We start from the raw sequence: 25,631 nt of genomic DNA, 5'->3' as shown, positions 1-25,631 counted from the left end.
GATGCACAAACGCCGGTGTCAAACGCAACCCCCGAAGTGGTTGAGCCAGCACGCCAGTGATTGAGCCACAGACGTCGGGCCATGTAGCGGCTCGACGGCTACCTGCATCACGCCAGTATTCGCTCAAATTGCAAGCGTATGTCCCGCCTCGCCCAACAGCCGCCTCGCCGCTTCCTGATCCGCCGCTTTCACCAGCAGATGATCGCCGTCGAAGGTGGATACCAGGAAGATGCCCAGTCCGTTCTCAGACAGCGGCTGGATGACCGACAACACGATGCCGGTTTCGTCGAAAGCAAAGGGCCCCTGCAATTTGAAGGCGACCCAGTCGCGATCGTGCTTGACCGTGCCGGGAACGCGATCCTGCAGGCACGTGACCGAAAGCTCGTCATCGGTCCTGGTGATGCTGACGAAGCCCGGCCCATCCGCCCAGCCGGGAATCCCGTCGCCCGCCCCGAGCCGTGAAATCGCGTACAGCCCGGGAAGTTGCTTCAATTTGACCCTGGCAGCCACCGTCGTTTCCTCCGCTTGCCCGCTATCGCGCCAGTTTCTTGCTCATATAGACCGTCATGCCGCCCATGAACGGCTCCTCCCGGTCGATCACATAGCCGTGCCATTTGTACAGCGACACATTGGCGGCGAAAGCACCGTTGGTCAGCAGGCGCAGCTCCGGGCGACCGGCTTCGAGCGCCTTCTGTTCAGCCCGCTCCAGCAACAGCCGCCCGATGCCCCTGCCCTGCGCCTGCGGCGCCACGCAGACATTCTCGATCCACAGGTGGTCGTCGGCCAGCACGGTTTCGATCATGCCCACGACGCGGCCGTCCGCGATTGCAAGATCGAACGGATGCTCGGCCACGGCCTTGTCGTAGTCGGCGCGCATCGGCAGCGGCTCGCGGCCGATCACCGGCACCCATTTCGCATAGGCTGCGCGCACGATGTCCCGGATCGCGGCGGCGTCGGCGGTTTCGGCCGGCCGAAACCGGATGGAATTGTTTGTCATCACAAGGCTCCAGGCATGAAAAACCCCGCCGGCGTTGTCGCGGGCGGGGCTGGAAACGAACGAACCGGATCTATCCTGCCGGCCTTCGTCGTCGCGCACTCAGCTTGCCGCTCCGTGCAGGGCGGCGGCGTCGGTTGGTGTTGGTGGGCGCGAGGGTGAACATGGCGCCAAGCTGGAGCAGGAAAGGCATTGCTGTCAAGGTTTGGAAATTTGCAACGCCCCCAACACTTCGTCATCCACGGGCGGAGCAAGGAGCGAAGCGACGCGGCGCAGACCCGAGGATGACGAAGTGTTGGACGTTTGCGCCAATCACCGAAGGCGTGCGGCGCTTCAATGCGAGCGAGCGTCAAACATCCCTGCCGCGCCCTAATACTCCTGCGCCGTCGGCCTGAACAGGATCTCGTTGATGTCGACCTCGTCGGGCTGGCTCATGGCGAACACCACCGTCCTGGCGAACGAATCGGCGGGGATGGCCACCCGGTCATAGAGCGCGCGCACGCCCGCCGCGACATCGGCCTCGGTGACGCTGTCGGGCAGCTCCGTCGCCACGGCACCGGGCGAGATGATGGTGGTGCGGATGTTGTAGGGTTTTACCTCCTGCCGCAGCCCTTCGGAGATGATGCGCACCGCGTGCTTGGTGGCGGCATAGACCGCACCGCCCGGCCCGACCTTGTGGCCTGCCACGGAAGACACGTTGATGATATGGCCGCTCTTCTGCGTCTTCATATGCGGCAAGGCGGCGGCTATGCCGTAGAGCACGCCCTTGATGTTGACATCGATCATGCGGTCCCAGTCCTCGACCTTGCCGCGCTCCAGCGGCGAGTGCGGCATCAGGCCTGCATTGTTGATGATGACGTCGACGCGGCCATGCGTCTTCACCGCCTGGTCGACGAGCCGCCGGACCTGGCCGACATCGGTCACGTCGGTTGCCAGGACGGCATCCTTGCCGAGCGACAACTCGCCAGCCAGTGCCTCGAGCCGGTCGAGGCGGCGCGCGCCCAGCACCAGCTTGGCACCCTCTTTCGCCAGCAGCCGCGCGGCGGCTTCACCCAGCCCGCTGCTGGCGCCGGTGATGACGACGACCTTGCCCTTGATGTTCTCGGTCATGATGATTTTCCTTCCTGTTCCGCCTCAGCGATCGATCCTGGCCGCCTGTTGCGGCGAATAGCGTTCGCCCTGCACCGCAATCGCCGAGACCGCGTTTTCGATGCCGGCAAGATCGTCCGCCGTCAGCGCGACGCCGCACGATCCGATGTTCTCCTCGAGACGATTGAGCTTCGTCGTGCCGGGGATCGGAACGATCCATGGCTTTTGCGCCAGCAGCCAGGCGAGCGCGACCTGTGCCGGGGTCACCTTCTTTTCGCCCGCGGTCGCGACGATCGCGTCGACCAGCGCCTGGTTGGCCTTGCGGGCCTCTTCCGCGAAGCGCGGAACGGTGTTGCGGAAGTCGCTGCTGTCGAAGGTCGTGCTGGCGTTGATGGCGCCGGTGAGGAAACCCTTGCCCAGCGGGCTGAACGGCACGAAGCCGATGCCCAGTTCCTCGAGCACCGGCAGGATCGCCTCCTCGGGTTCGCGCCACCAGAGCGAGTATTCGCTTTGCAGGGCCGCGACCGGCTGCACCGCATGGGCGCGCCGGATGGTGCGCGCACCCGCCTCTGAGAGGCCGAAATGCTTCACCTTGCCTTGGCTGATCAGGTCCTTGACCGTGCCCGCCACCTCCTCGATCGGCACGACCGGATCGACGCGGTGCTGATAGAGGAGATCGATGCGGTCTGTCCTCAGCCGCTTGAGCGAGGCCTCGACGACGTCGCGAATATGCCGCGGCCGGCTGTCCATGCCTTCATGTCCGGCCGTGCCGGCGATGTCGATGCCGAATTTGGTGGCGATCACCACCTGGTCGCGGATCGGCCGCAGCGCCTCGCCGACGACCTCCTCGTTGGTGAAAGGTCCATAGACCTCCGCGGTGTCGAAGAAGGTGATGCCGCGCTCGAACGCGGAACGGATCAGGCGGACGGCATCCGGCGTCGCCATCGGTGCCCCGTAGGACTGGCTCATGCCCATGCAGCCGAGCCCGATGGCCGAGACTTCGAGGCCGCTTGTTCCAAGTGTGCGCTTTTGCATTGTCTTGCTCCTTTGTTCAGGCCTGGTACTGCGCGTCGCTGACGTGCTCCATCCAGTCGACGGCCTTGCCGTCGAGCGCCTCCTGGATGGCGATATGGGTCATGGCGGTGGTGGGCGCCGCGCCGTGCCAGTGCTTTTCACCGGGCTCGAAGCGGACCACATCACCGGGCCGGATCTCCTCGACTGGCCCGCCCTCGCGCTGCACGCGGCCGCAGCCGGCGGTGACGATCAGCAACTGCCCGAGCGGATGGGTGTGCCACGCCGTGCGCGCGCCGGGCTCGAAGGTAACGGCATTGCCGGCCGCGCGGGCAGGCGCGATGGCCGCAAACAGCGGGTCGATGCGCACCGTGCCGGTGAACCAGTCGCCCGGGCCTTTCGCCGAAGGCTGCGAGCCGCTTCGCTTGATGTCCATGGGTTTTCCCTTTCGAAGCCGGGGCAGGACGCCGCCGGTTTTCAAGGCCGCCGTCCTCGGGCAGCCGATGGCGCTTATTTAGCGGCTGCGATTGGCCTGGATTAGGTGCTATATCCGGCATGTACTTATGAGACAGGCTCATCAATGCCGCGAGACAACCTCAACGAGCTCACCGCCTTCCTTGCGGTTGCGCGCGAAAAAAGCTTCACCAGGGCGGCGGCACAGCTTGGCGTGTCGCAATCGGCGCTCAGCCACACGGTGCGCGCGCTGGAGGAGCGGCTGGGCGTGCGGTTGCTCACCCGCACCACGCGCAGCGTGTCGCCCACCGAGGCCGGCGAGCGCCTGGTGCGCTCCGTCGGGCCGAGGCTTGACGAGATCGAGACCGAACTTGCCGCCTTGAGCGCCTTGCGTGAAAAGCCCGCCGGCACCATCCGCGTCACCGCCGGCGAGCACGCGGCCGACGCCGTGTTGTGGCCGGCGATATCAAGGCTTTTGCCCGACTATCCCGACATCAGGGTCGAGATCATCGTCGACTACGGCCTGACCGACATCGTCGCCGAGCGCTACGATGCCGGCGTGCGGCTTGGCGAACAGGTGGCGTACGACATGATCGCGGTTCGCATCGGTCCCGACATGCGCATGGCCGTGGTCGGCTCGCCGGCCTACTTCGCCCGGCGCCCAAAGCCCCGCACGCCGCAGGACCTGACCACTCACAATTGCATCAATTTGCGTTTGCCGACCTATGGCGGGCTCTATGCCTGGGAATTCGAAAAGGCCGGGCGCGAGCTGAAAGTGCGCGTCGAGGGACAGTTGATCTTCAACACGGCGGGGCTGCGCATGAATGCCGTGCTGGCAGGCCTCGGCCTTGCCTACCTGCCGGAGGATCAGGTGAAGGCGCAATTGACCGACGGCCGACTGGTGCGGGTGCTGGCCGACTGGTGCCCGCCCTTCCCCGGCTACCACCTTTACTACCCCAGCCGCCGCCAGGCGACGCCGGCCTTCTCGCTGCTGGTCGACGCGCTGCGGCACAGGGAATAGTCCCGCTCCATCTGGACTGTCTCCACGGTCGTTCTATCTTTGCCGGATCTGACGAACCCGGAGCCGTTGCCGTGACCCAAACCGACCTCTATCGAGGCTATATCGACTGCCTCAACAACCAGGATTGGCAAAGGCTGCATCGCTTCGTCCATGACGAGGTGCACTATAATGGCGACCGGGTCGGCCTTTCGGGCTACCGCGCCATGCTGGAACGGGATTTCCGGGAAATCCCGGATCTCTATTTCGACGTCCAGCTGCTGATTGCCGAGCCACCGTTCATCGCCAGCCGCCTTCGGTTCAACTGCACGCCGAAGGGGACCTTTTTCGGCTTGCCCATCAACGGCAAAAAGGTCTCCTTCAGCGAGAACGTGTTTTATGAATTTCTCAACGACCGGATCAGGAACGTCTGGTCGGTCATCGACAAGGCGGCGATCGAAGCGCAGCTCTGATTTCAGGTGCGATGAATGTCTCTCCTCGCAGCTGGTGGTAAACTTGCCTACCTTGCGTCGCAGGAGACACACAGATGGCCAATGTCGAGAAAGTGAGCGTTGCCCTCACCCCTGAAATGGCACGCATGATGCGCCAGGTCGTTGCGGCGGGCGAATACGCCTCGGCGAGCGAAGTCATGCGTGAGGCGCTGCGCGAATGGAAATTTCGCCGGATGCAGCGTGATCAGGCTGTCGACGAGTTGGGCCGGCTTTGGGATGAAGGCATGGCAAGCGGCAACGCCGTCGACGGTGGCGAAGCCTTCGCCCGGATCAAAAGCAAGCTCGACGCCAGGATCGCCGAGCGCACGTCGCGATGACGCTGCGCCTACGGCCGGAAGCCGAAGCGGATATCGAAGCCATCGCGCTCTATATCGCCGAGCATAGTCCCTCGGCGGCACTGCGCTGGTATGACGAAATCCATGCCCATTGCCAGCGGATCGCCGACATGCCGGGAATGGGTGTTGCCCGGCCGGACGTGCGGCGGGGCTTGCGCACCCTGCAGGAAATTACCTGATCCTCTATCGCCAGATTGACGACGGCGCGGAGATCGTGCGCGTGGTTCATGGCGCGCGTCGGTGGCAGGAATTGTTGTAGCCGGACTTGGTCCCCCACTACGATCGTTCGTAAAAATCGATCATTCTAACCACAACAATTCGTTGGAAAGATCGATTGTGAAATGGCATTCCTCCGGCATACCCGCCTGGAGAATTGCATTGTCTTCCGCCGCCCGCATCGCGAACGATATTCCGAAAACCACGATTTCCGCCGACCTGGCCGCCGGCCGCAAGCGCCTCGATTCGATGTCGAACGGCATCATCCCCGGCATCGTGCTGGTGGCGATGATCACGGCGGTCGCCTTCTCGGCGCACAATGTCTCCGGCTTTGCCCTGTTCAGCCCGATGATCCTGGCCGTCGTCGCCGGCATGATCTATTCCAACGTGCTCGGCACGCCCGCCCATGCCAAGGCCGGCATCGCCTTCTCGCAAAAGCGCCTGCTGCGCTTCGCCATCGTGCTGCTCGGCTTCCAGCTGACGCTCGGCCAGGTCGTCTCGATCGGCGCCAGCGGCGTCGGCATCGTTGCCCTGACCCTTGGCGCCACGTTCGTCTTCACCACCACGCTCGGCCGGCTGATCGGCGTCGACCGCAAGCTGGCGCAGTTGATCGCCGCCGGCACCTCGATCTGCGGCGCCTCGGCCATCGTCGCCACCAACATCGTCACCGATGCACGCGATGAGGACGTGACCTACGCCGTCGCCTCGATCACGCTGTTCGGCACCGTCGCCATGCTCGGCTTCCCGCTTTTGGCGCCGCTGCTCGGCCTCGACCAGCACGCTTTCGGCCTGTGGGCCGGCGCGTCCATCCATGAGGTGGCGCAGGTCATCGGCGCCGGCTTCCAGAACGGCACCCAGTCCGGCGAGATCGCCACTGTGGCGAAGCTGACGCGCGTTGCCATGCTGGCGCCGATGGTCATCGCGCTCGGCCTGATGGCGCGCCGCAAGACGAGCAGCAGCCAGCCAGGCGATCAATCCGGGGCGCGTCCGCCCATGCCATGGTTCGTCGCCGCTTTCGTCGCCATCGTGGCGCTGAACAGCCTGGTCACCGTGCCCGCCGAAGTGAAGTCGGCGGTGGCGCTCGCCACCACCATCATGCTGACCATGGGGCTCGCCGCCATGGGCCTGCAGGCCGACATCTCGCAACTGCGCTCGCGCGGCCTGCGCCCGCTGGCGCTCGCCTTCTGCGCCTTCCTGTTCATCGGCGGCTTCAGCCTGATGCTGGTGAAGTTGGTCTAATTTCAGCTTGCTATAGCGGCCTCTTCATCACGTCGAACATCGTCCGGACACCTCCACCCTGCCGACGGGGCGCCAGCCAAAATTGCTGTATCAGGCAGTCAGCCACCGGCTGGCCGCATAGAGATGATAGCGCGCCCAATTAGCCCAGAGTTGACCGTGGCAAAAAGTCAGACCTTAATCCGGACTTCGTCGCTTAATCGGAGGCCACCGTGCAGAGCTTGTCCAAGTTGCTTTGTTTCATCTCCGGCATGCTGGTGGCCGGCGTCGCCAATGCTGGGCAAGCGGAACGGGCCTATAAGAGAGGAGACTACGCAGCGGCTGTCTTGTTGTGGCGCGTCCTTGCTAACACCGGTGACCCCAAAGCGCAGGACAATCTTGGCACCGCCTACGCCGAAGGCCACGGTGTTACAGAGGATTACGTTCAAGCTGCCGCTTGGTACCGTAAGGCAGCGGACCAGGGTGATGCTCAGGCAGAGCACAATCTCGCCTACCTCTACGACCGTGGGCTGGGCGTCAAGCAGGACTATGCCGAGGCTGAAATTTGGTATCGCAAAGCGGCTAGTCAAGGACTAGCGGACGCTCAAACCAATCTCGGGTTGCTGTACAGAGATGGAAGGGGCGTCCCGCAGGACTATCGAGAAGCCGCCACTTGGTTCCGTGAGGCCGCTGAACAAGGAACATCCGTTGCCCAGTACTTTCTGGGTTTGGCTTATTTCAAAGGTCAAGGTGTCGCCCAGGATTATCCTGATGCAATCGCATGGTATCGCAAAGCAGCGGAGCAAGGGAATGCCCTCGCCGAGCATGATCTTGGTGTGGCCTATGGGGAGGGTCTCGGCGTTACGCTCGACTATGCCCAAGCCGACTCGTGGTTCCAGAAGGCAGCGGACCAAGGAGATGCAGGTGCTCAGTACGACCTTGGTATTTCGTACTTTAAGGGGCTAGGGGTTCCTGTAGACTATGTGCAGGCCGTGGCCTGGGTAAGAAAGGCTGCCGAGCAAGGATACGCTAAAGCTGAGAATAGCCTCGGAGTAGCATACCTCGAAGGCCGTGGTGTAAAGCAGGACACCGCCCAAGCTCTTATCTTATTTCGCAAGGCCGCTGATCAAGGTGATCCAACTGCTAAAGCCAACCTTATCAAGTTGGAGCCGCCGGCAAAAAAGGCTTGAGATTCGCTGTTTCCTGCGATTTCGGCGCTCATAACTGGCGGGCACGGCCTGCCAGAGCTATGGCCATCCGCCAACCCTCGCCGTTTCCAATGGCCGATACCAAGGGCCGGTCAGGGCGCGGACTAATCCTCGAACGAGCTCGACGCGGCATAGATCGCCGCGAGCTTCTCGATGCCGGCCTGGTCGGCCTTGTCGAAGCGGCCAGGCAGCGGGCTGTCGAGATCGAGCACGCCGAACACACCTTCCTCGTCTTCCAGAAGAACGACCAGTTCCGAGCGTGAATCGGCGTCACAGGCAATGTGGCCGGGGAAATCGTTCACGTCCTTGATCAGCATGGAGGTGCCGAGTTCGACCGCCGTCCCGCACACACCCTTGCCGACGGCGATGCGCACGCAGGCCGGCTTGCCCTGGAATGGTCCGAGCACCAGTTCCTCGTCCGAGGCCAGGAAATAGAAGCCGGCCCAGTTGAGGTCGGGCACCATCTGGAAGATCAGCGCCGCGGTGTTGGCGGCATTGGCGATCGAATCACTTTCGCCTTCGAGCAGCGCCTTCAGTTGAACGGCGAGGTCGCGGTAGAACGCGGCCTTGTCCGTGATGTCGATGGCCTTGGCCGCAAACATGGCTTGTCTCCGAACTGAGAATCGCGGTTCCGTTTCCGCAAGCTCTGTGCACCAAACGACCACCGGGCGATACTATCTTGAATTCACGTCGCCGCGAAGTCGAAACAAGATGCCCTGTCCGGTGCTCGGCAGCACGGCATCGAGCCGTGCTGCCTTGATCAGGAAGGCAAGTCCATCAGCCGGCGGGTTTGTACGCGCCGGCAGCCTTTTTGGCGGCCGCGAGCACTGCCTTCATGTCGAGTTCTTCCAGTACGACCATCTCGGTCAGCGAGCCGCTCGCCCGCACCGCAAGGGACATGCCAATCCCAGCCGACTGGTCCGGCACCTCGCCATTGACAACGACGTCATAGATGCCGCGCGTGAACATCACGCTGGTCACCTTGCCGCCAACGCTTTCAAAAAGCGCCTTGACCGCGGCCTGCCTGTCCGAGCCTTGCATCAATCCTTTGGCGGCATGGGGCGCATAGTTTGCCAGGATAGTCACTTTCATGGGTATTTCCTCCAAATGTCATGTCTCGTGCTGCTCGACAGTTCGAGCGTCACGGAGCGATTTATTTTTCGGAACAATTGCAGGCGCCCTTCGACGCGTTGGCGGCCAAGGGCACACCGCCGGATAAATATGCGCTTAAGCTAATATAATGACAATACCGGACACGCCGACACCGCCGGCAGGAAGGTGTCTGGCTGGACCACGCTCGGCCCGCGACGATCGAACCCGCGCCGTTGACCCGCGATGTGGTCTTTGAGGTTGAACGGCCGGCAGCGCCGTGGCGCAGCCTTACATCGGGCGCTTCGGTTCGCCCTTTTGTGGCGTTGCCGTATCGGAATCGGATTTCTTGTGCTTGTCGGCGGCAATCCTGCGGATGCGGTCGAAGCGGCTTTCCTCGGTGGTTTCGGTCGTGACGACCGTCTGTGGCTTCTGCGCGAACACGATCATGGATCGATCTCCTGGGCTAGAGGCCTGTGCGCCGGGAGGCAATCCCCCGGCGGTAGTCTTCCGGCTCACAGAAGAGCCGACTTGGCGAGATTCAGGTCAGGTCGAAAGGCGGCTTTCATGAAGCCGCCTTTCGGCCAGCTGAGCCTTAGTAGCCGCCCATGCCACCGCCATTACCACCCGCAGGCGCGGCATCCTTGGCCGGGATGTCGGTGATCATGGCTTCGGCGGTGATCAGCAACGCCGCGATCGAGCCGGCGTCCTGCAGGGCGGTGCGCACCACTTTCGCCGGGTCGACGATGCCGGCCTTGATCATGTCGACATAGGTCTCGTTCTGGGCATCAAAGCCCTGATTGTGGTCCTTGCTGTCGGTGAGCTTGCCGACGACGATGGAGCCTTCGACGCCGGAATTCTCGGCGATCTGGCGGATCGGCGCCTCGAGTGCGCGCAGCACGATCGAAATGCCGGCGGTGACATCGTCATTGGCGCCGGTCAGGCCTGATAGCGCCGACCTGGCACGCAGCAATGCCACGCCGCCGCCGGGCACGATGCCTTCCTCGACCGCCGCGCGCGTCGCGTTCAGCGCGTCGTCGATGCGGTCCTTCTTCTCCTTGACTTCCGACTCGGTGACGCCGCCGACGCGGATGACGGCAACGCCGCCCGACAGCTTGGCCAGCCGCTCCTGCAGCTTTTCCTTGTCGTAGTCGGAGGTGGTCTCCTCGATCTGGCCCTTGATCTGGGCGACGCGCGCCTGGATGGTCGCCTTGGTGCCGGCGCCGTCGATGATCGTCGTGGTGTCCTTCTCGATCAGCACGCGCTTGGCGCGGCCGAGCATCTCGATGGTGACGTTCTCGAGCTTGATGCCGAGATCCTCCGAGATCATCTGGCCCGATGTGAGCACGGCGATGTCTTCGAGCATTGCCTTGCGGCGATCGCCGAAGCCCGGCGCCTTGACCGCCGCGACCTTGAGGCCGCCGCGCAATTTGTTGACGACCAGCGTGGCCAGCGCCTCGCCTTCGACATCTTCCGAAATGATCAGCAGCGGCCTGCCGCTCTGCACCACCGCTTCGAGGATCGGCAGCATCGCCTGCAGATTGCCGAGCTTCTTCTCGTGGATAAGGATGTAGGGCTCTTCCAGTTCCGCGCGCATCTTGTCGGCATTGGTGACGAAATACGGGCTGAGATAGCCGCGGTCGAACTGCATGCCCTCGACGACGTCGAGCTCCGTTTCGGCGGTCTTGGCCTCTTCGACGGTGATGACGCCGTCATTGCCGACCTTGTCCATCGCCTTGGCGATCATCTCGCCGACGGTAGCGTCGCCATTGGCGGCGATGGTGCCGACCTGCGCGATCTCGGCCGACGACTTGACCTTCTTGGCCTTGGCCTTGATTTCCCCGACGACGGCGGCAACCGCCTGGTCGATGCCGCGCTTCAAGTCCATCGGGTTCATGCCGGCGGCGACCAGCTTGGCGCCTTCGCGCAGGATCGAGGCGGCCAGCACCGTGGCGGTGGTGGTGCCGTCTCCGGCGAGGTCATTGGTCTTGGAGGCCACTTCGCGCACCATCTGCGCGCCCATGTTCTCGAACTTGTCGGCAAGCTCGATCTCCTTGGCGACGGTGACGCCGTCCTTGGTGATGCGCGGCGCGCCATAGGCCTTGTCGATGATGACATTGCGGCCCTTGGGGCCGAGCGTGACCTTCACCGCATTGGTGAGGATCTCGACGCCGCGCAGCATGCGGTCGCGCGCGTCGGTGGCGAATTTGATTTCCTTGGCAGACATTTTTTCAATCCCGTTCGAATTTGGAGTGGACGAACCCCGCGCGGAACGCGCGGCGCTCCAGTCAGGCGGCCTTCTTGGCTTCGACGCTCTTCTCGATCACGCCCATGATGTCGGCTTCCTTCATGATCAGCAGGTCCTCGCCGTCGATCTTGACCTCGGTGCCGGACCATTTGCCGAACAGGATCAGGTCGCCGGCCTTGACATCGAGCGGCACAAGCGCGCCGTTTTCGTCGCGCGCGCCGGGGCCGACGGCGATGACTTCGCCTTCCTGCGGCTTTTCCTTGGCATTGTCAGGAATGATGATGCCGCCCTTCGATTTGGTATCGCCTTCGGCGCGCCGGATGACGACGCGGTCGTGGAGTGGCCGAAATTTCATGAAAACTTCTTTCTGGGGCCGGCATAGGCGGCCGCTGCTCTGCTATAGGCGCTTTGGCACTCGATAGATAGGAGTGCCAAAAATTATTCGCGAGCCGATGAAATATTTAAAAGTATTATTTCGGGAAGCCGTTTCGTGATATCGCCCATGGCATAAATAATTCAAAAAATTGAATTTTGCCGGTCGAGTGCCTATTTATCGGACAAGTTCATTTTCACGATTTCACACACTAGGGAGATTTGCTCTATGGCCGATGGCAATCAGACGATCATGGAAAAAGCTGAAGCCCGCTTTGTCGACAAGCAGAAGAAGACGGCCGAGCGCAACAAGGCAACCGCCGAATATATGTCCGAGGCAAGGGCAAGGGAGATCAAGACGGCAAGGCTGCGGGAATTGCGGCTGGCCAAGGAAGAAGCCGACCGCGTCGCCGAAGCCCTGAACCCGACGCCGAAGAAGAAGCGGGCGACCAAGAAGGCCGCCGCAACGGAGGTCAAGACATGAGCCTCACCTTCCCCAATCGCAGCCGCAGCTATGACGAAGCCGGCAAGCGCATCCGTTTCGTCGGCCATGACGGCATGTTCCAGATTTCCTTCTCGGTCGCGGCCGATGCGATGACCCGGATGCAACCGGCGACCGCCGCCAACGAGGCAGGCTACCTCGCCACATTCGACACGCAAAGCAGCACCATCCGCGACGTGGCGTCGAAGGCTTACGACCGCACCCGCAAGAGCATGTATGTGTTGACGGCCGCCGACTTCGGCTGAAGCTGCAACGGTCCAGATGGCCCGGGACGGCCAGAGGTCAGGGCTTGCGCTCGGCCCTCTCCCGGCGCTTGATGTCGCGGACATTCATCTGATCGAGCATGGCGTGGGCGTCGCGCGGGTTCATGCCGACCATGACTCTTTGCCTGACCTCGACCGGCTGGCCGGTGAAGACATCGATGATGGCCCAACTCTGGGGCAAGTCCATGCGCAGTGCGTATCGATTTGCCATGCTGGTCAGCCCTGCATCATGAAAAACACCGTGCCCAGGACCAATATCGTCCAGGCAATCACCGACAGCTTCAGCGCCATGCCGCCATGCGTGGCCATTGCCTCGCGCAAGCGCGACACGATCCCCGTCGAAGCGGCCGGCGTCGCCTTGACCGCGACGGACGGCTTGGTGCCAAGTTTTCCAAAGACAGGCAGCAGCGACGGTTCACGCACGAAAACGACCTCGAATGTCGGGGAAAATCCGAGCAAGCATGCCCGCCCCTTGCCATAGCACTCTTTTGGCGAGCGCCCTGCATGCCAAATTCAAATAGATGGTTTTAAGCTCGGCCCCGCGCCTTCGTGGCCGGAACGCGCAAATCGGCCGCGACAAGGGTCCGGCGCCGGGTCTCTCTAAATGATTTTGGAGGCCTCGCCTCGGGATCGAACCGAGGCTTCAGAGATTTGCAGTCTCCAGCGTCGCCGCTCCGCCACGAGGCCATCGCGGTCGACCTAACCGGCAAATGCTTGCGGAAAAGTTAAGCGTGGAGCGCGTTCTGTCGGCACGTTGCAAAATGCCTTCCCGGGTCGTCATCACCGGCAGCAGCGACAATCCGCGCACGATATTTGCATCCCTGCCAACGCATCCTTTTCGCGAGCACCCGCATGACAAAAGAAAACGCGGCTCTGGCAGGCGGCTGCAGCTTGCCCCTCACGCGGCGGCACTGCGGCCTTTCGCGCCGGTTTCCGCCTTGAAGATGCGGAACGTGTTGCGGCCCGCCGCCTTGGCGGCATAGAGCGCGGTGTCGGCCTGCGCGAACAGGTCGCAAGGCAAGCCCGCCCCGGCGAACGCGATGCCGACCGAGGCGCCGAGCCGCAGCGACTGGCCGCGGATCGCGACCGGCCTGCTCATCGCCTCGATGATGTCGCGCGCCACGCCGGAGACGGCACCGCGGTCGAGATGCGACCCGACCAGCACCGCGAATTCGTCGCCGCCGACACGCGCCACCAGTTCCGCCTCGCCGCACCCGCCGGCAAGGCGCTCGGCCGCCGCCTTGAGGCACTCGTCGCCGATGACGTGGCCGAACGTGTCGTTGACGGCCTTGAAGCCGTCGAGGTCTATCAAAAGCAGCGCGCCGAGCGGACGTGCTTCATCCGCATGCGCCAGCCGTGCCTGGAAGCGGGCGCGGTTGGCAAGCCCGGTCATGGCGTCGAATTCGGCGAGATAGCGCATCCGGTCCGACAGGATCTTTTCCTCGGTGATATCCTGCTTCATGCCGAAGATGCGCACCGGCTCGCCGGCTTCGCACTCGACGCTCGCGGTGATACGGATCCAGCGGCTATGTCCCGCGAAAGTGGTGATCTCCGCGTCGAGGGTAAAACCGCTGCGTTCGGCGATGGCGTGGCTGCGCAGACTGTCCAGCGCCTTGCGCGACTCCGCCGGATAGCACTTGATGATTTCGCTTCGATCGAGCGCCGCGCCGCGCGGCAGATCGAACAGATCATAGATCACATCGGTCCAGGTCAGCCGCTCGTCGGGCAGGCTGCATTCCCAAACGCCGATGCGCGCCGCGACCGACGCCCGGTCGAAGATCTTGCGGCTGTGGGCCAGCGAAACCTGCTGCGTGGCGATCAGCGCGGCCTGCGCGGCGAGTTCCGCCTTGAGCCTGGCGATGGTTGCGGCGTCGCGGCGCGGTTCGTCGGCGCTGCCCTGCCCCACCCGCTTGCCGGGCTGCGGGGCCGGGCCTTTCGGGGTGTATGATGTATCGGGCATGGAGAAACTCCTGGCGGGCGACCACCATGGCGCAACAGCCCTTAAAACTTCGCTGACAAGCCGTCCTCGCCTCCACGAGAGTGGCAATGGCTGCGCTGGTCGACCCCCACCCCGTCTCGGCTTCGCCGAGCCACCTAGCCGGGGCGAGCCACGGGTCTCGCCCGTCCTTCGGCCCCCCGATCGACGGGGTAGAGGAAGGTGCCAGGCTTTCCGTCATCAACGCTCGTTCGGCAAAGCTCCCTTCCTTTCCCTCCGAAGGGGGAAAGGTGGCGCTGCGAAGCATCGACGGATTGGGGGAACCACGTGGCAATCAAGCCTCGCACCGATCAGTCCCGCCAGTCACCGAAGATGCGTGCATGGCATAGTGGAACCCATCGTCGATCGGGCTTGGCCGTGCGCCGAGCCTCATTTCGCGAACCCAGCGAGATGCTGGTGTGGCTGCGGGACGGCTGGGCCGGCCTCCCGTTGCTCGACTATGGCCGGCTTGATTGGGCGGCGGCGGCAGGCAGAGCCGCCTTCGATACAGCTTGCGGCGCGCTGTTGTCGACATGCGCCCAGGCCGGCCGCTCGAACAGGAACATGCCGAAGCCGACGCGCTGGATGATGAGGTAGAGCACGACAGGGCTGATGATCGAGACCAAAAGCACCGCCAGGCTGAGCATGCCGGTGTCGGTCAGCAGGCCGCTCGCGAGTGCGGCGCCGCGGAAGAGTGACATCGGGATGGTGAAGGCGACGTAGACGACCAGCGAATGTTCGCCGAGCCAGCGCAGCCACTCCATGGCGGCAAATTGCGACAGGAAGCCGCCGAGCACGCAAAGCGCCACGGCGCCCGCGACGGCCAGAGTGAGATGCAGCGGCGGCCATGCCGCCAGGCCCATCTGCATGCCGACCGGCTGCATGGCATAGCCCGGCGAATAGACGAGCAGCCCGTTGACGACAGCCCACAAGAGCAGGCCGCCGACGGCCAGCATTGGGCGCGGTTGCGTCCACTCGACGAGGCGGAAAATCAACGGCGCCAGCACGAAGCCGAGATAGAAGAACACGAAATAGGCCGCGAATTGTTCAAGCGCGTAGCTGTCGGGATGCGGCGCCCACATCTGCAGGCCGGCAGCGGCCGGGATGACGATCCAGGCCGGCACGCGGAATTGCCGCAAAAGCTTCGCGACGAGGCCGAACACCGCCAGCATGTAGATGAACCACAGCACGCCATAGGGCTGGACGACGGCCATTGCGAGATCGTGCAGCATGCCGCCGGGATCCCGGCTGAAGATGCCGATCTTCAGCCCGATCGAGATGATCGCCCACAGCACGTAGAAATAGAGATAATGGACGACGCGCCGGTCGACATAGCGCCGCCACGGCCGGTCGATCACCTGCGACAGGAACAGTCCGGAGATCAGGAAGAATTCCGGCATGCGAAACGGCGTCGCGAAGCCGATGACATAGTGCAGGAAGCCGACGCCGCCCGTGTACTCGCCGGTGTTGTAGGCGGAATACATCATGACCACGAGGATGATCGAGAGGCCTTTGGCCGTGTCCACCCACGGCATGCGCATCGGGCTGTTCATGGCAAATCCATCCGGGGCCGGCCAAGGCGGCCAGCCATCATTCCGAGATGTCTAGCACCATCAAGCTTCCCAGATCGTAAACGCGGCTGGTTTTGTGGAGTGGCTGGCGGCCCAATCTTCCGGCGTCGGCGCTGCCCCTCACTGTCCTGCCTGACATCTCTCCCCGTATAGTGACGGGGAGAGAGGGCTTGACGCGCTGTCGGCGCTTTTCTTGCGGCGTTGGAGATTGGCGAAATCACCGATAACAGCCTCCCTCTCCCTGTCACTATACGGGGAGAGGTGTCCGGCAGGACAGTGAGGGGCAGCGCTGACGTCGGAAGATCGATAACAATCTACGACGCAGCTACTTTCTGCCCTTCGACTTGTTCAGCGCCACCGCAGCCCGCACCAGCGCCTTGAAGGCCTCTTCGTCGACCTCCTCGCCCTTCTGAAAATCAATAGCCCGCCTCGTGTTGCCTTCGAGGCTGGAGTTGAACAGGGCCGCGGGATCGGGCAGCGCCGCGCCCTTGGCGAAGGTCAGCTTGACGACGCTCTTGTAGGTCTCGCCGGTGCAGATCATGCCGTCATGCTCCCACACCGGAACCCCGCGCCATTTCCACGTCTCGACCACATCGGGATCGGCCTGGTGGATGAGCGCGCGCAGCCGGCCGAGCATCTCGCCGCGCCAGTCGCCGAGTTCCGTGATCCTGCCGTCGATCAGTTCGGAGGGGGATTTGCTCTCCTGCGATCCGGTCATGCCGTTCTCCTCAAAAAATGAACAATAGCACTCACATGCGCTCGCCAGGCAATTGGCTGGCCTGCTTCACCCAGGCGCTGAATTGCGCCTCGTCGAACGGCTCGTCCTCACGGATGTCGAGGTAGCGCGTGTCACGGCTCCGGGATTCGCCCGGTGGCACCGGATCCAGCGACATGCCGCGAAAGAAGGCCACCTTGATATACCTGGTGAAGCAATGGAAGCTGAGGAACCAGCCCTCGCCTTCGATGCCATAGAACGGCGAATTCCATTTCACCGCCTTGTGCACGCCGGGCACGGCGCGCTCGATGAGCGTGTCGAGGCGACCGCCCATTGCGCGCTTCCAGCCCGGCATGGCCGCGATATAGGCCTGCACCGGGGCATCGCCATGGCCCTTGGCGATCTGTGGGTTGCCGCCGGAAAGCAGCTTCGGCTCAGGCTTGATGCCGGTCGACTTGGCCATACCCTTCCCTTCCTATCCCGCGTCCTTTCCCGACATAGGGCAGCACGAACATATAGAGGCCGCTGAACAGCATAAGGAAAAGCGGCGGCAGTGGCGAATAGACCACCCAGGCGGGCGGCTGTCCAAACGCCATGGTGACGAAATTGGCGACGACGGTCGCCGTGAAGATGATCGACAGCCAGCGATGCGCCTGCCTGATCCACTTGCTCCAGTCCAATCTTACCTCCCGTGAAAACGCGTGAAACCGTGCGCGGCTACCAACGCGCCAGCTGTGTGATCTGGATGAGATTGCCGCAGCCATCGTTGAGCTTGGCGATGGTCGAGCCGGTCACCTCGGTCGGCGCCATGGCGAACGTGCCGCCATTGGCCGTGATGCGCTGGTGGTCAGCCTTGATGTCATCGGTGAAGAACATCACCGCCGGCTGGCTCTGCTCGAACATCGCCTGCTGGTAGGCCTTGGCGGCCGGTTGGTTGTTGAGGGCCAGCTGCAGCTCGGTGCCTTCGGGCTCATCCGGCGAGGCGACCGTCAGCCAGCGGAACGGCCCATTGCTGAAATCGGCCTTCTTGGCCAGGCCGAGCACGCCGGTGTAGAAGGCAAGCGCCTTGTCCTGGTCGTCGACATGGATGCTGGTCAGTTTGATCTTCATCGTCTTCCTCCATAGGCTTTGCTGGCGGCCAGGCCGCCCGGTGAAGTCAGGTGTTGGGTTCGTTCGGCCGGAGCTCAGTCCGTCCGGTCGAGAAGCTGCTCCAGCTTCTCGAAGAATTGCGGCCAGCCGGTTCTTGCGCCGCCATAGGCGCGCCGCTGCTCGGGCCGGAAGCCGGATTGTTCCATGCGTAGATGCGTTCCCGTTGGCGTAGGGGTGAGCGTGAAGGTCACCACGCTCCTGAGATCGAACGCCGGATCCTGATGCACGAGGTTCCAGCTGTAGGACAGCGTCTTGTTCGGTTCGACGGCCAGCACCTCGCAATCCAGCACGCCGCCCCAATCGGCGCTGATGTTGAAGCGGTGGCCGACAGCGGGCTTGAAATCATTCCTCATCAGCCACTCCTCGATCAGATGCGGTTGCGTCAGCGCGCGCCAGAGCTTTTCCGGCGGATGGGAAATCTGCCGCTCGACGACGACAGTGCGGGTCTCCTGGGCACTATCGTTCAATGGTCCATCCTTTTGAGCAAATCCTCGAGATCGTCGAACCGGCTTTCCCAGAACCCGGCCATCTCACGTGTCCAGTCCATCAGCGGCGCCAGCGCGCCAAGCTGCGCGCTGTAATGCGTCTGGCGGCCCTCATGGCGGTCGCGCACCAGACCGGCCTGCTTGAGCACGCCGAGATGCTTCGACACCGCCGGCTGCGAGACCCCGGACTGGCTCGTCAGCGCCCCCACCGTCTGCTCGCCCTGCCGGCACAGCCGTTCGAAGATCGCCCGCCTGGTCGGATCGGCGAGTGTCCTGAAGAGCATGTCATGAGCGTCCGGCATGTCGGATCGATAACCCGTTGGCTATTGGTTGATGTATAACCGCAGGGATATATGTCCGTCAAGAGCGAGATTGGAGCGGCAGGAATGATCCTCGTCACCGGAGCCACCGGCCGTATCTCCAGCGATTTCACCGCGCTTACCGGCAAGCCGCCGGAAAGCTTTCGGGATTTCCTGGTTCGCGTGGCCCCCGCAAGTCCCGCGGGCGGCTAGAGAGCCGCTTGGGTACGCCCGATCTCCTGCGCCACCAGTTCCTGCAGCTGCCACAGATTGCGATCGCGTATGCCGCAGGCGTCGAGGTGGCGGATCGTCTCGAACAGATATTGCGCGCCTGAGCCCCAATGGCCGACGGCCCTGGCCAAAGTCGCCGCCACCGCGGCCTTGTCCAGCTTGCCGGCATAGCGCGGATTGGCCGGATCGACGACGAAGCCCAGCGCCCGGCTCGCCCCGCCTTCCGTGCTGACCCGCAGCCAGCGCGGCACGTTGACGGCGGGCAGGATGGTCATTTCGCGGCGCAGCAGCGCCTCCAGATTGGCCGCGACCGGCTCGGCGATCTCGAACACCATGCCCTGGCACTGGCCACCACGGTCGAGCGCCATCATCAGGCCGGGTTGCTCGAGCGTGCCGCGAAAGCGCTGAACCGTGAAGCAGAACGACCGGTGCCAGCCCCGCGCCACCGCCCGTTCGCCACCCCGCACCTCGCCGGCCGGCTTCCACAGCAGCGAGCCATAGGCAAACAGCTTCAGCGGTCCAGGCGGCGCCGAGGCCAGGATCTCGTCGCGAAACCGCGCATAGTCGGCGTCCAGCATATAGACCATGCCCGGCGTCGGCCCGGCATCCTCGACCACCCGCATGGTGCGCGCGACGAGTTCCTCGGTCAGCGCCATTTGCGATTTGCGCGGTGGGGTGGAAGTCGGCTTGTGCATGTTCGTCATGTTGCTGAAGGCAGAGGGATTCTCAAGGGCAAGCCGCCGGGCAATCTCTTTCGGTTTCGAGTTCGGCTGTGACATTCAACAGACGTCAGCGCCGCCCCTCACCTGCCTGCCGGCGTCCTCTCCCCGTATAGGGACGGGGAGAGGGGCGCTGTCATCGCCGCTTTCGCCAATCACCGACGTTTGCAAGAAGAGCGCGGCATCGCGGCCAGCCCCTTTCTCCCCGTCCCTATACGGGGAGAAATGCCCGGCAGGGCAATGAGGGGCGGCGCTGACGCTGACAATCGGGGACGACCGCGCAGACTCAAAACCTGAGCCGCCTGGCCCAAGCCCCTGAAAAGACTCTGCTCTCCTACCGCCCCGGCGCGGCACTCAGCTCGCTGCGCCGCCAGGCGGCCGGCGAAATGCCCACAGAGCGTTTGAACTCGCGCCCGAAATGGTAGACGTCGCAGAAGCCGCAGGCTTCCGCCACTTCGGCCAGCGGCTGATCACCCTGCACCAGCAGCGATTGCGCTTGCATCAGCCGCTCGCGCATCAGCCATTGGTGCGGGCTGGTGCGCAGATGTTTCTGGAACAGCCGCCGCACCTGCGAGGCGCCGAGCCCGGTGACGGCGGCAAGGTCGGATGCCGCCCACGCAAAGCCGGGTTCGGCGCGCATGGCGTCGAGCGCCGAGGCAAGCGGCTTCGGCAGATCGTCATTGCCGGCGCCGTTCACCGCGCGGTCGACCAGAAGCAGGAACTCGGCGACCAGCTGGTTCAGCCGCAGGTCGAGGCCGGCGTCGCGCCGGCGCAGCGCCGAAAACAGCCGCTCGAACCATGGCGCCGGGCTGGTCGCTTCCGTGAAGCCGGTGCGCAACACGCCCTCGCCGAACAGCTTGCGCCGCAGGATCGCCGGGTCCGGGCCGTCGAGCCGAAACCACAGCAGCGTCCACGGCTCGTCCGGATCGGCGCAATGCACATGCGGCGCCTCGTTGGCCATCCACACCAGCTGGTGAGCACGCACGTCCAGCCGCTGCCCAAGCGTCTCGACATGGCCCCTCCCCGACAGGCAGTAGAGGATGTCCTGGCCGGGATAGACCGGCCGTTCTATGCGGTAATCGCGCGCCGCCGCCACCTTGCCGGCGCGCAGCACGCTGAAGGCCGTGCGCGTCCAGCCGGCGGCCGGCACATAGTGGAAACTCTCGAAAACATCCGTCTTGTTCATATGCGCGTTTTATACAAAACAAGCGTCTTGCTGTCCATTTTGTTCGCCGCCCAGCGTCGCTATGGTTGCTCGCATGAGGTCGGGGATTTCTGCGGGCTTTTACCGAGAACCCCAGTTTCACGGGTTTTCCCGGCGCCTTGCGCCGCTGGCGGCCCGACAGTCCAGGGAGGCAAGACGATGCTGGCGATGACGAGGAAAGAGGCGGAAGACTACGCCCGTGATGGCTATATTATCCGCAGGGGACTGCTCAGCGTGGCGGAAGTGGAGGATTTTCGCGACCATGCCCGTGCGCAGCTGGAAGCGGAAAACAAGAATGGCGCCGTGATGGCCAAGGGCGACAAGGAGGGCAAGACCACCCTTCTGAAGATGTGGACCAAGGCCGAGGACGACAAATACGGGCTGCTCGCCCGCGACGAGCGCATGGTCGATCTGGCGGAAGACGCCGTCGGCAAGCCGATCTACCTTTACAGCCACAAGATGACGATGAAGCAGCCCAATGAGGGCGGCGCTTGGGAATGGCACCAGGATTTCGGCTACTGGTACAATTACGGCTGCCTGGCGCCGGAGATGATGAGCATCTATGTCGCGCTCGACAAGGCAACACGGGAGAATGGCTGCCTGCAGGTGCTGAAGGGTACGCACAAGCTCGGCCGCCTCAACCATATCCGCGAGAACGACCAGACCAATGTCGAGCAGGAACATCTGGAAGCAGCACTCAAGCGCTACGAGCACATCTATGTCGAGATGGAAGCCGGCGACGCGCTGATCTTCGACGGCAATCTCCTGCACCGCTCCGATGCCAACCGGTCCGACACCTATCGCTGGGGCTACATCTGCTCCTACAACGCCGTCGAGAACGCGCCGTTCAAGAAGGTTCGCGAATACGGGAATTTCGACGAGCTGCGCAAGGTGCCGGCCGGTTCGTTCCGCCAGGCGTCCTGACGCGGCGAGAATAGCGGCATGGGCGGCGACGCCCACGCCATGGCCATGATCCCTTTTCGAAAGATCATGGCCGAACAGGGGGATAGAGCCCGACCCTGAATCAGTTTGGGATCGGCACGAATGCATCGGCCCGCGCACGAGCTCGGCTCGGGTCGATGGAATGGAAGAGTGGTCACGCTGGTGAGGACCGGCCGATCACGCTGAGGGAGGATGCTGTATGGCCCATGCGGTCAGGACCGGCGCGCGCGCGCCAGCCACGGACCGATTCACGCTGGCGCGGCTTTTGCGGGCGCGCGAGGCAGGTGTGTTCATCGCCCTGCTCGTGCTGTGCCTGTTCCTGTCCTTCGCCACCGATGGATTCCTGACATCGCTCAACCTGCTCAATGTCGGGCGCCAGATCTCCTTGCTCGGGATCATGGCGGTCGGCATGACGTTCGTGCTGATCGCGGGCGAGGTCGACCTGTCGGTCGGCTCGACCTATGCGTTCTCGGGCCTCTCCACCGGCATGCTGATCATCGCCGGCTGGGCGCTGCTGCCGGCGATCTGCGTCGGCCTCGCCACCGGCGTCGTCATCGGCCTCATCAACGGCGTGCTCTCCACCTATGGCCGCCTGCCCTCGCTGATCGCCACGCTCGGCATGCTGTCCATCGTGCGCGGTGCGGCGCTGATCCTGACCAACGGCCAGCCGGTGACGGTCAACGCCCGCAATGGCGCGCTGCCCGATGTGCTGCAGGCCTTCTCCTTCATGGGCCAGGGCTATCTCTTCACCATCATTCCCATGCAGCTGGTGTTCCTGGTCATCGTCGCGGTGCTGGCCTGGCTTGTCCTGTCCTTCTCCAATTTCGGCTTCCGGGTCTATGCCGTCGGCGGCAGCGCCAAGGCTGCGCGCGTTTCCGGCATCTCCGTCAACAAGGTCAAGATATCGGCCTTCATCCTGATGGGCGTGCTTGCCGCCTTCGCCGGCATTCTGGGCCTTGCCTTCCTGCCGTCCAGCCAGGCCGGACGCACCGGCCTTGGCCTCGAGCTCGACGTCATCGCCGCCACCATTGTCGGCGGCGCCTCGCTGTCGGGCGGCGAAGGCACGATCCTCGGCACCATCCTGGGCGTGCTCATCATCGGCGTCATGCGCAACGGCCTTGTGCTGCTCGGCGTGTCGCCCTTCGTGCAGGAACTGATGATCGGCCTGGTCATCATCATCGCGGTCGGCATCGACAAATGGAGCACGCGCCGAGCGGGTTAATCGCAGAAGACAGAAGCAACCAGAACCAAAAAGGGAGGACTATCCATGAACATCAGACACGTCATTCTCGCGGCAGCGATCGGCCTTCTTCCGCTCTCGGCCCATGCCGAATCCAAGCTCGCCGATTTCCAGCTTGCGCCCCGCATCAAGGCCAAGATCGATGCCGGCCAGCCGCTCGACTTCTACGTCTCCTACCATGACGTCTCCAACGAATTCGCGCCGTTCATGAAGGCGGGCGTCGAGCGCGCCGCCAAGGAGGACAAGGTCGGCGCTCAGTTCATCGGCCCGGTCGGCGCCGATGCCGACGGCCAGATCTCGGAGATCGAGACGCTGATGGGCAAGATGGACGGCCTGGCGATCTCCTCGGTCTCGACCGACGCGCTGGCGCCGGTGATCGACCGCGTCATTGCCGCCGGTATCCCGGTCGTCACCTTCAACACCGACAATCCCCAGAGCAAGCGCCTCGCCTTCGCCGGCCAGGACCTCGTCCAGTCCGGCCGCGAGGCGGGCAAGCTGATGTCCAAGGTGCTGGGCGGCAAGGGCAAGGTGATGATCACCACCATCGACGCCGCCGCGCAATGGTCGCTCGACCGCGAGAAAGGCGCTCGCGAAGCGCTCAAGGCCGAGCCCGGCATCGAAGTTGTCAACACGCTCAACACCGGCACCGACCCGCAGAAGATCTATTCGGCGATCGAGAACGCCATGCTCGCCAACCCGTCGATCTCGGGCGTGCTGTCGCTCGAATGCTGCTCGACGCCGGCCGCCGGCACCTGGGTGGAACGCAACAAGGCCGCCGACAAGGTCAAGGTGGTCGGCTTCGACCTGCTCGACCAGACGGTGCAGCTCGTGCAGGACGGCAATGTCGATGCCACGATCGACCAGGCGCCGGAAAAGCAGGGCTTTGCCGCCGTCGACCTGCTGGTGAAGTTCCTCAAGGGCCAGCCGATCGACAATGTCGACACCGGCGTCGGCATCTACACCAAGGAGAACATCGCCGAAGTCGCCAAGAAAAAGTAATCGACAGCCCGCACGGCCGCCGATCCCAGTGGACCGGCGGCCGCTTGCACGCATTCAGCCAGCCCCAAGCCAGCAGGTTCATGACAGACACCCAGACCCCTGCCCCGATCGTCGAAATCTCCGGCCTGACCAAGCGGTTCCCCGGCGTGCTGGCGCTTGACCGCATTTCCGTCGCCTTCCGCGCCGGCGAGGTGCATGCCGTGATCGGCGAGAACGGCGCCGGCAAATCGACGCTGATGAACATGCTGGCCGGCGACCTGCAGCCCGATGGCGGCGAGATCCGCATCGACGGCAAGCCGGCAATTATCGCCTCACCGCTCGCCAGCCGCGCCGCCGGCATCACCGTGGTCTACCAGGAGCTGGCGCTCTGCCCGACCCTGACCATCGCCGAGAACATCATGATGTCGGACATGGCGACGCGCTCCGCCGTGTCGCTGGTGCCGCGCGACGAGATGCGGCGCGAGGCGCGCGCGGCGCTGACCCGGCTCGGCATGGGCACGCTCGATCCCGACACCAGGGTCTCGCGCCTGTCGGTGGCCGAGATGCAACTGGTCGAGATCGCCGGCGCCATCCGCCAGCGCGCCCGCGTGCTGGTGCTGGACGAACCCAATTCGGCGCTCTCCAAGCGAGAGAGCGACCGCCTGTTCGAGATCGTCAAACAGTTGCGCGGCGAAGGCGTCACCGTCATCTACGTCTCGCATCATTTGAAGGAAGTGCTCGACCTTGCCGACCGCATAACCGTGATGCGAGACGGCCGCACCATCGAGACCATGGACAATGACGGCCTGTCGGAGGACCGGTTGATCCGCGCCATGGTCGGCCGCGAACTCGACACGGCGGCGCAGTGGTCGCTGCAAGCCGAGGCGCGCTCGCATGAGGCGCCGATCGTGCTCGCCGTCGAAAAGCTGACCGCGCCGAGCCTGGACGAGCTGAGCTTCCATGCCCGCGCCGGCGAGATCCTCGGCATTGGCGGCCTGCCGGATTCCGGCAAGGACATGCTCGGCGAAGCCCTGTTTGGCCTCTGCGCCCGGCGCGGGCGCGTCACCATCGACGGCACGGAATTGCGCGCCGCCGACCCGCGGGCCTCGATCCGCAACGGCATGGCGCTGGTGCCGGCCGACCGGCGCGGCGCCGGCGCGCTGCTGAGCATGAGCGTCGCCAACAATGTCGTCTCGGCCTCGCTGCCGCGCTTTTCGCTGGCCGGCTTCATGCGGCGTGGTGCCGTGCGCCGCGAGGCGCGCGCGCAGGTCGCCCGGCTCGATGCGCGCATTTCACATCTCGGCCAGAAGCTAGCCACGCTGTCCGGCGGCAACCAGCAGAAGATCATCCTTGGCCGCAGCCTCGTCACCAATCCGCGCGTGCTGGTGCTGCACGAGCCGACGCGCGGCGTCGATGTCGGCGCCAAGGCCGAGATCTACGCCATATTGCGCGGCATTGCCGGCGAAGGCGTGGCGGTGGTGATGATCTCGTCGGAGATTCCCGAATTGATCATGAACGCCGAACGCGTTCTGGTGCTGCGCAATGGCCGCGTTTCCGGTGAACTGACCGGAGCCGGCATCAACGAGGAAGCGATCCTGGCGCGCGCCATGGCGTCCTGA

The 25,631-nt window shown here is 63.9% G+C and carries 34 protein-coding genes, 1 tRNA gene and 1 pseudogene; 13 read left to right on the top strand and 23 right to left on the bottom strand.

Features of this window, described 5'->3' with window-relative positions; all coding sequences use genetic code 11:
* Positions 1-123: 123 nt before the first annotated feature.
* From EB815_RS15740 to EB815_RS15720, 5 genes are all read right to left on the bottom strand, one after another.
* Positions 124-510, bottom strand: coding sequence for an ACT domain-containing protein (locus tag EB815_RS15740; protein ID WP_056570972.1), 387 nt, complete (start codon positions 508-510; stop codon positions 124-126).
* A 22-nt stretch (positions 511-532) separates the two neighbouring features.
* Complete coding sequence (locus tag EB815_RS15735; RefSeq protein WP_162258923.1) at positions 533-1,000, bottom strand: GNAT family N-acetyltransferase; 468 nt, start codon at positions 998-1,000, stop codon at positions 533-535.
* Between the two features lie 363 nt (positions 1,001-1,363).
* Positions 1,364-2,104, bottom strand: coding sequence for an SDR family oxidoreductase (locus EB815_RS15730; protein WP_056570968.1), 741 nt, complete (start codon positions 2,102-2,104; stop codon positions 1,364-1,366).
* 24 nt (positions 2,105-2,128) lie between these two features.
* Positions 2,129-3,118: an aldo/keto reductase gene (locus EB815_RS15725; RefSeq protein ID WP_056570966.1), complete on the bottom strand. Its 990-nt coding sequence runs from the start codon at positions 3,116-3,118 to the stop codon at positions 2,129-2,131.
* A gap of 16 nt (positions 3,119-3,134) precedes the next feature.
* Entirely contained in the window at positions 3,135-3,530 is a 396-nt protein-coding gene (locus tag EB815_RS15720; RefSeq protein ID WP_056570964.1) for a (R)-mandelonitrile lyase, read from the bottom strand.
* A gap of 144 nt (positions 3,531-3,674) precedes the next feature.
* Between EB815_RS15720 and EB815_RS15715 the strand changes: the two genes are divergently transcribed.
* The 6 genes and pseudogenes from EB815_RS15715 (at position 3,675) to EB815_RS15690 (ending at position 8,012) form a co-directional block, all read left to right on the top strand.
* Complete coding sequence (locus tag EB815_RS15715; RefSeq protein ID WP_056570962.1) at positions 3,675-4,568, top strand: LysR family transcriptional regulator; 894 nt, start codon at positions 3,675-3,677, stop codon at positions 4,566-4,568.
* A 71-nt stretch (positions 4,569-4,639) separates the two neighbouring features.
* The gene (locus EB815_RS15710) at positions 4,640-5,017 is read left to right on the top strand and encodes an ester cyclase (protein WP_056570960.1); all 378 of its coding nucleotides are present in this window, start codon (positions 4,640-4,642) and stop codon (positions 5,015-5,017) included.
* 74 nt (positions 5,018-5,091) lie between these two features.
* Positions 5,092-5,373 (top strand): type II toxin-antitoxin system ParD family antitoxin, encoded by a 282-nt coding sequence (locus tag EB815_RS15705; protein ID WP_056570957.1) that lies wholly within the window; start codon positions 5,092-5,094, stop codon positions 5,371-5,373.
* Positions 5,370-5,650 (top strand): annotated as a pseudogene (locus tag EB815_RS15700) (type II toxin-antitoxin system RelE/ParE family toxin). The gene EB815_RS15705 and the pseudogene EB815_RS15700 overlap by 4 nt, the downstream one beginning before the upstream one ends.
* Before the next feature lie 119 nt (positions 5,651-5,769).
* Positions 5,770-6,846 carry a YeiH family protein gene (locus EB815_RS15695; RefSeq protein WP_056570955.1) on the top strand — a complete coding sequence of 359 codons (1,077 nt, stop codon included), beginning with the start codon at positions 5,770-5,772 and terminating at the stop codon, positions 6,844-6,846.
* Between the two features lie 209 nt (positions 6,847-7,055).
* A complete protein-coding gene (locus EB815_RS15690) occupies positions 7,056-8,012 on the top strand; it encodes an SEL1-like repeat protein (RefSeq protein ID WP_056570953.1) in 957 nt (318 codons plus the stop codon).
* Between the two features lie 122 nt (positions 8,013-8,134).
* Here EB815_RS15690 and EB815_RS15685 read toward each other — a convergent pair whose 3' ends face one another.
* The 5 genes from EB815_RS15685 to EB815_RS15665 all read right to left on the bottom strand — a co-directional run bounded on the left by EB815_RS15685 (position 8,135) and on the right by EB815_RS15665 (position 11,722).
* Positions 8,135-8,632, bottom strand: coding sequence for a GAF domain-containing protein (locus tag EB815_RS15685; RefSeq protein WP_056570951.1), 498 nt, complete (start codon positions 8,630-8,632; stop codon positions 8,135-8,137).
* A gap of 175 nt (positions 8,633-8,807) precedes the next feature.
* The gene (locus EB815_RS15680) at positions 8,808-9,122 is read right to left on the bottom strand and encodes a GYD domain-containing protein (protein WP_056570949.1); all 315 of its coding nucleotides are present in this window, start codon (positions 9,120-9,122) and stop codon (positions 8,808-8,810) included.
* Positions 9,123-9,410: 288 nt separating this feature from the next.
* Positions 9,411-9,569 carry a hypothetical protein gene (locus tag EB815_RS15675; protein ID WP_019859659.1) on the bottom strand — a complete coding sequence of 53 codons (159 nt, stop codon included), beginning with the start codon at positions 9,567-9,569 and terminating at the stop codon, positions 9,411-9,413.
* A 145-nt stretch (positions 9,570-9,714) separates the two neighbouring features.
* Complete coding sequence (gene groL, locus EB815_RS15670; protein ID WP_065005271.1) at positions 9,715-11,346, bottom strand: chaperonin GroEL; 1,632 nt, start codon at positions 11,344-11,346, stop codon at positions 9,715-9,717.
* Between the two features lie 61 nt (positions 11,347-11,407).
* Positions 11,408-11,722: a co-chaperone GroES gene (locus EB815_RS15665; protein ID WP_019859661.1), complete on the bottom strand. Its 315-nt coding sequence runs from the start codon at positions 11,720-11,722 to the stop codon at positions 11,408-11,410.
* A 246-nt stretch (positions 11,723-11,968) separates the two neighbouring features.
* Between EB815_RS15665 and EB815_RS15660 the strand changes: the two genes are divergently transcribed.
* On the top strand, positions 11,969-12,223 hold the full coding sequence (locus tag EB815_RS15660) for a hypothetical protein (protein WP_056570945.1): 255 nt from the start codon (positions 11,969-11,971) through the stop codon (positions 12,221-12,223).
* Complete coding sequence (locus tag EB815_RS15655) at positions 12,220-12,486, top strand: DUF1488 domain-containing protein (RefSeq protein WP_056570943.1); 267 nt, start codon at positions 12,220-12,222, stop codon at positions 12,484-12,486. The genes EB815_RS15660 and EB815_RS15655 overlap by 4 nt, the downstream gene beginning before the upstream one ends.
* A 37-nt stretch (positions 12,487-12,523) precedes the next feature.
* Here the strand turns inward: EB815_RS15655 and EB815_RS15650 are convergent, their stop codons facing one another.
* The 11 genes from EB815_RS15650 to EB815_RS15600 all read right to left on the bottom strand — a co-directional run bounded on the left by EB815_RS15650 (position 12,524) and on the right by EB815_RS15600 (position 18,701).
* Positions 12,524-12,715, bottom strand: a complete 192-nt coding sequence (locus tag EB815_RS15650) for a hypothetical protein (protein WP_056570941.1) — start codon at positions 12,713-12,715, stop codon at positions 12,524-12,526.
* 5 nt (positions 12,716-12,720) lie between these two features.
* Positions 12,721-12,963: a hypothetical protein gene (locus tag EB815_RS15645; RefSeq protein WP_244494064.1), complete on the bottom strand. Its 243-nt coding sequence runs from the start codon at positions 12,961-12,963 to the stop codon at positions 12,721-12,723.
* 152 nt (positions 12,964-13,115) lie between these two features.
* A tRNA-Cys gene (locus tag EB815_RS15640) sits at positions 13,116-13,191 on the bottom strand.
* Positions 13,192-13,402: 211 nt separating this feature from the next.
* Positions 13,403-14,464, bottom strand: coding sequence for a diguanylate cyclase domain-containing protein (locus EB815_RS15635; protein ID WP_056570939.1), 1,062 nt, complete (start codon positions 14,462-14,464; stop codon positions 13,403-13,405).
* Between the two features lie 473 nt (positions 14,465-14,937).
* Positions 14,938-16,032 (bottom strand): acyltransferase family protein, encoded by a 1,095-nt coding sequence (locus tag EB815_RS15630; protein ID WP_056570937.1) that lies wholly within the window; start codon positions 16,030-16,032, stop codon positions 14,938-14,940.
* 343 nt (positions 16,033-16,375) lie between these two features.
* Complete coding sequence (locus tag EB815_RS15625; protein ID WP_056570935.1) at positions 16,376-16,768, bottom strand: DUF1801 domain-containing protein; 393 nt, start codon at positions 16,766-16,768, stop codon at positions 16,376-16,378.
* Between the two features lie 31 nt (positions 16,769-16,799).
* Positions 16,800-17,228 (bottom strand): DUF1801 domain-containing protein, encoded by a 429-nt coding sequence (locus EB815_RS15620; RefSeq protein ID WP_056570933.1) that lies wholly within the window; start codon positions 17,226-17,228, stop codon positions 16,800-16,802.
* A complete protein-coding gene (locus EB815_RS15615) occupies positions 17,200-17,445 on the bottom strand; it encodes a hypothetical protein (RefSeq protein ID WP_056570931.1) in 246 nt (81 codons plus the stop codon). The genes EB815_RS15620 and EB815_RS15615 overlap by 29 nt, the downstream gene beginning before the upstream one ends.
* Positions 17,446-17,482: 37 nt before the next feature.
* Positions 17,483-17,875 carry a VOC family protein gene (locus EB815_RS15610; protein ID WP_056570929.1) on the bottom strand — a complete coding sequence of 131 codons (393 nt, stop codon included), beginning with the start codon at positions 17,873-17,875 and terminating at the stop codon, positions 17,483-17,485.
* A gap of 74 nt (positions 17,876-17,949) precedes the next feature.
* Positions 17,950-18,381, bottom strand: a complete 432-nt coding sequence (locus EB815_RS15605; RefSeq protein ID WP_056570927.1) for an SRPBCC family protein — start codon at positions 18,379-18,381, stop codon at positions 17,950-17,952.
* Entirely contained in the window at positions 18,378-18,701 is a 324-nt protein-coding gene (locus EB815_RS15600; RefSeq protein ID WP_065005270.1) for an ArsR/SmtB family transcription factor, read from the bottom strand. Before EB815_RS15600 ends, EB815_RS15605 begins: the two co-directional genes overlap by 4 nt.
* 84 nt (positions 18,702-18,785) lie before the next feature.
* On the opposite strand from EB815_RS15600, the gene EB815_RS33955 reads away from it, so the two are divergent.
* The gene (locus tag EB815_RS33955) at positions 18,786-18,911 is read left to right on the top strand and encodes a hypothetical protein (RefSeq protein WP_280940265.1); all 126 of its coding nucleotides are present in this window, start codon (positions 18,786-18,788) and stop codon (positions 18,909-18,911) included.
* Here the strand turns inward: EB815_RS33955 and EB815_RS15595 are convergent.
* Both EB815_RS15595 and EB815_RS15590 read right to left on the bottom strand, forming a co-directional pair.
* The gene (locus tag EB815_RS15595) at positions 18,908-19,585 is read right to left on the bottom strand and encodes a gamma-glutamylcyclotransferase (protein WP_432430893.1); all 678 of its coding nucleotides are present in this window, start codon (positions 19,583-19,585) and stop codon (positions 18,908-18,910) included. The genes EB815_RS33955 and EB815_RS15595 overlap by 4 nt on opposite strands.
* 397 nt (positions 19,586-19,982) lie before the next feature.
* The gene (locus EB815_RS15590; protein WP_245303350.1) at positions 19,983-20,834 is read right to left on the bottom strand and encodes an AraC family transcriptional regulator; all 852 of its coding nucleotides are present in this window, start codon (positions 20,832-20,834) and stop codon (positions 19,983-19,985) included.
* 177 nt (positions 20,835-21,011) lie between these two features.
* On the opposite strand from EB815_RS15590, the gene EB815_RS15585 reads away from it, so the two are divergent.
* The 4 genes from EB815_RS15585 to EB815_RS15570 all read left to right on the top strand — a co-directional run bounded on the left by EB815_RS15585 (position 21,012) and on the right by EB815_RS15570 (position 25,631).
* Positions 21,012-21,776 carry a phytanoyl-CoA dioxygenase family protein gene (locus tag EB815_RS15585; RefSeq protein ID WP_056570923.1) on the top strand — a complete coding sequence of 255 codons (765 nt, stop codon included), beginning with the start codon at positions 21,012-21,014 and terminating at the stop codon, positions 21,774-21,776.
* A gap of 217 nt (positions 21,777-21,993) precedes the next feature.
* A complete protein-coding gene (locus EB815_RS15580) occupies positions 21,994-23,016 on the top strand; it encodes an ABC transporter permease (RefSeq protein ID WP_056570921.1) in 1,023 nt (340 codons plus the stop codon).
* A 45-nt stretch (positions 23,017-23,061) separates the two neighbouring features.
* Complete coding sequence (locus EB815_RS15575; RefSeq protein WP_056570919.1) at positions 23,062-24,033, top strand: sugar ABC transporter substrate-binding protein; 972 nt, start codon at positions 23,062-23,064, stop codon at positions 24,031-24,033.
* Between the two features lie 80 nt (positions 24,034-24,113).
* Positions 24,114-25,631, top strand: coding sequence for a sugar ABC transporter ATP-binding protein (locus EB815_RS15570; RefSeq protein ID WP_065005269.1), 1,518 nt, complete (start codon positions 24,114-24,116; stop codon positions 25,629-25,631).

This window comes from Mesorhizobium loti (assembly GCF_013170705.1).
Taxonomy (GTDB): Bacteria; Pseudomonadota; Alphaproteobacteria; order Rhizobiales; family Rhizobiaceae; genus Mesorhizobium; species Mesorhizobium loti_D.
The sequence above is the reverse complement of the archived record's forward strand: the minus strand, read 5'-3'. Positions and strand labels throughout refer to the sequence as shown.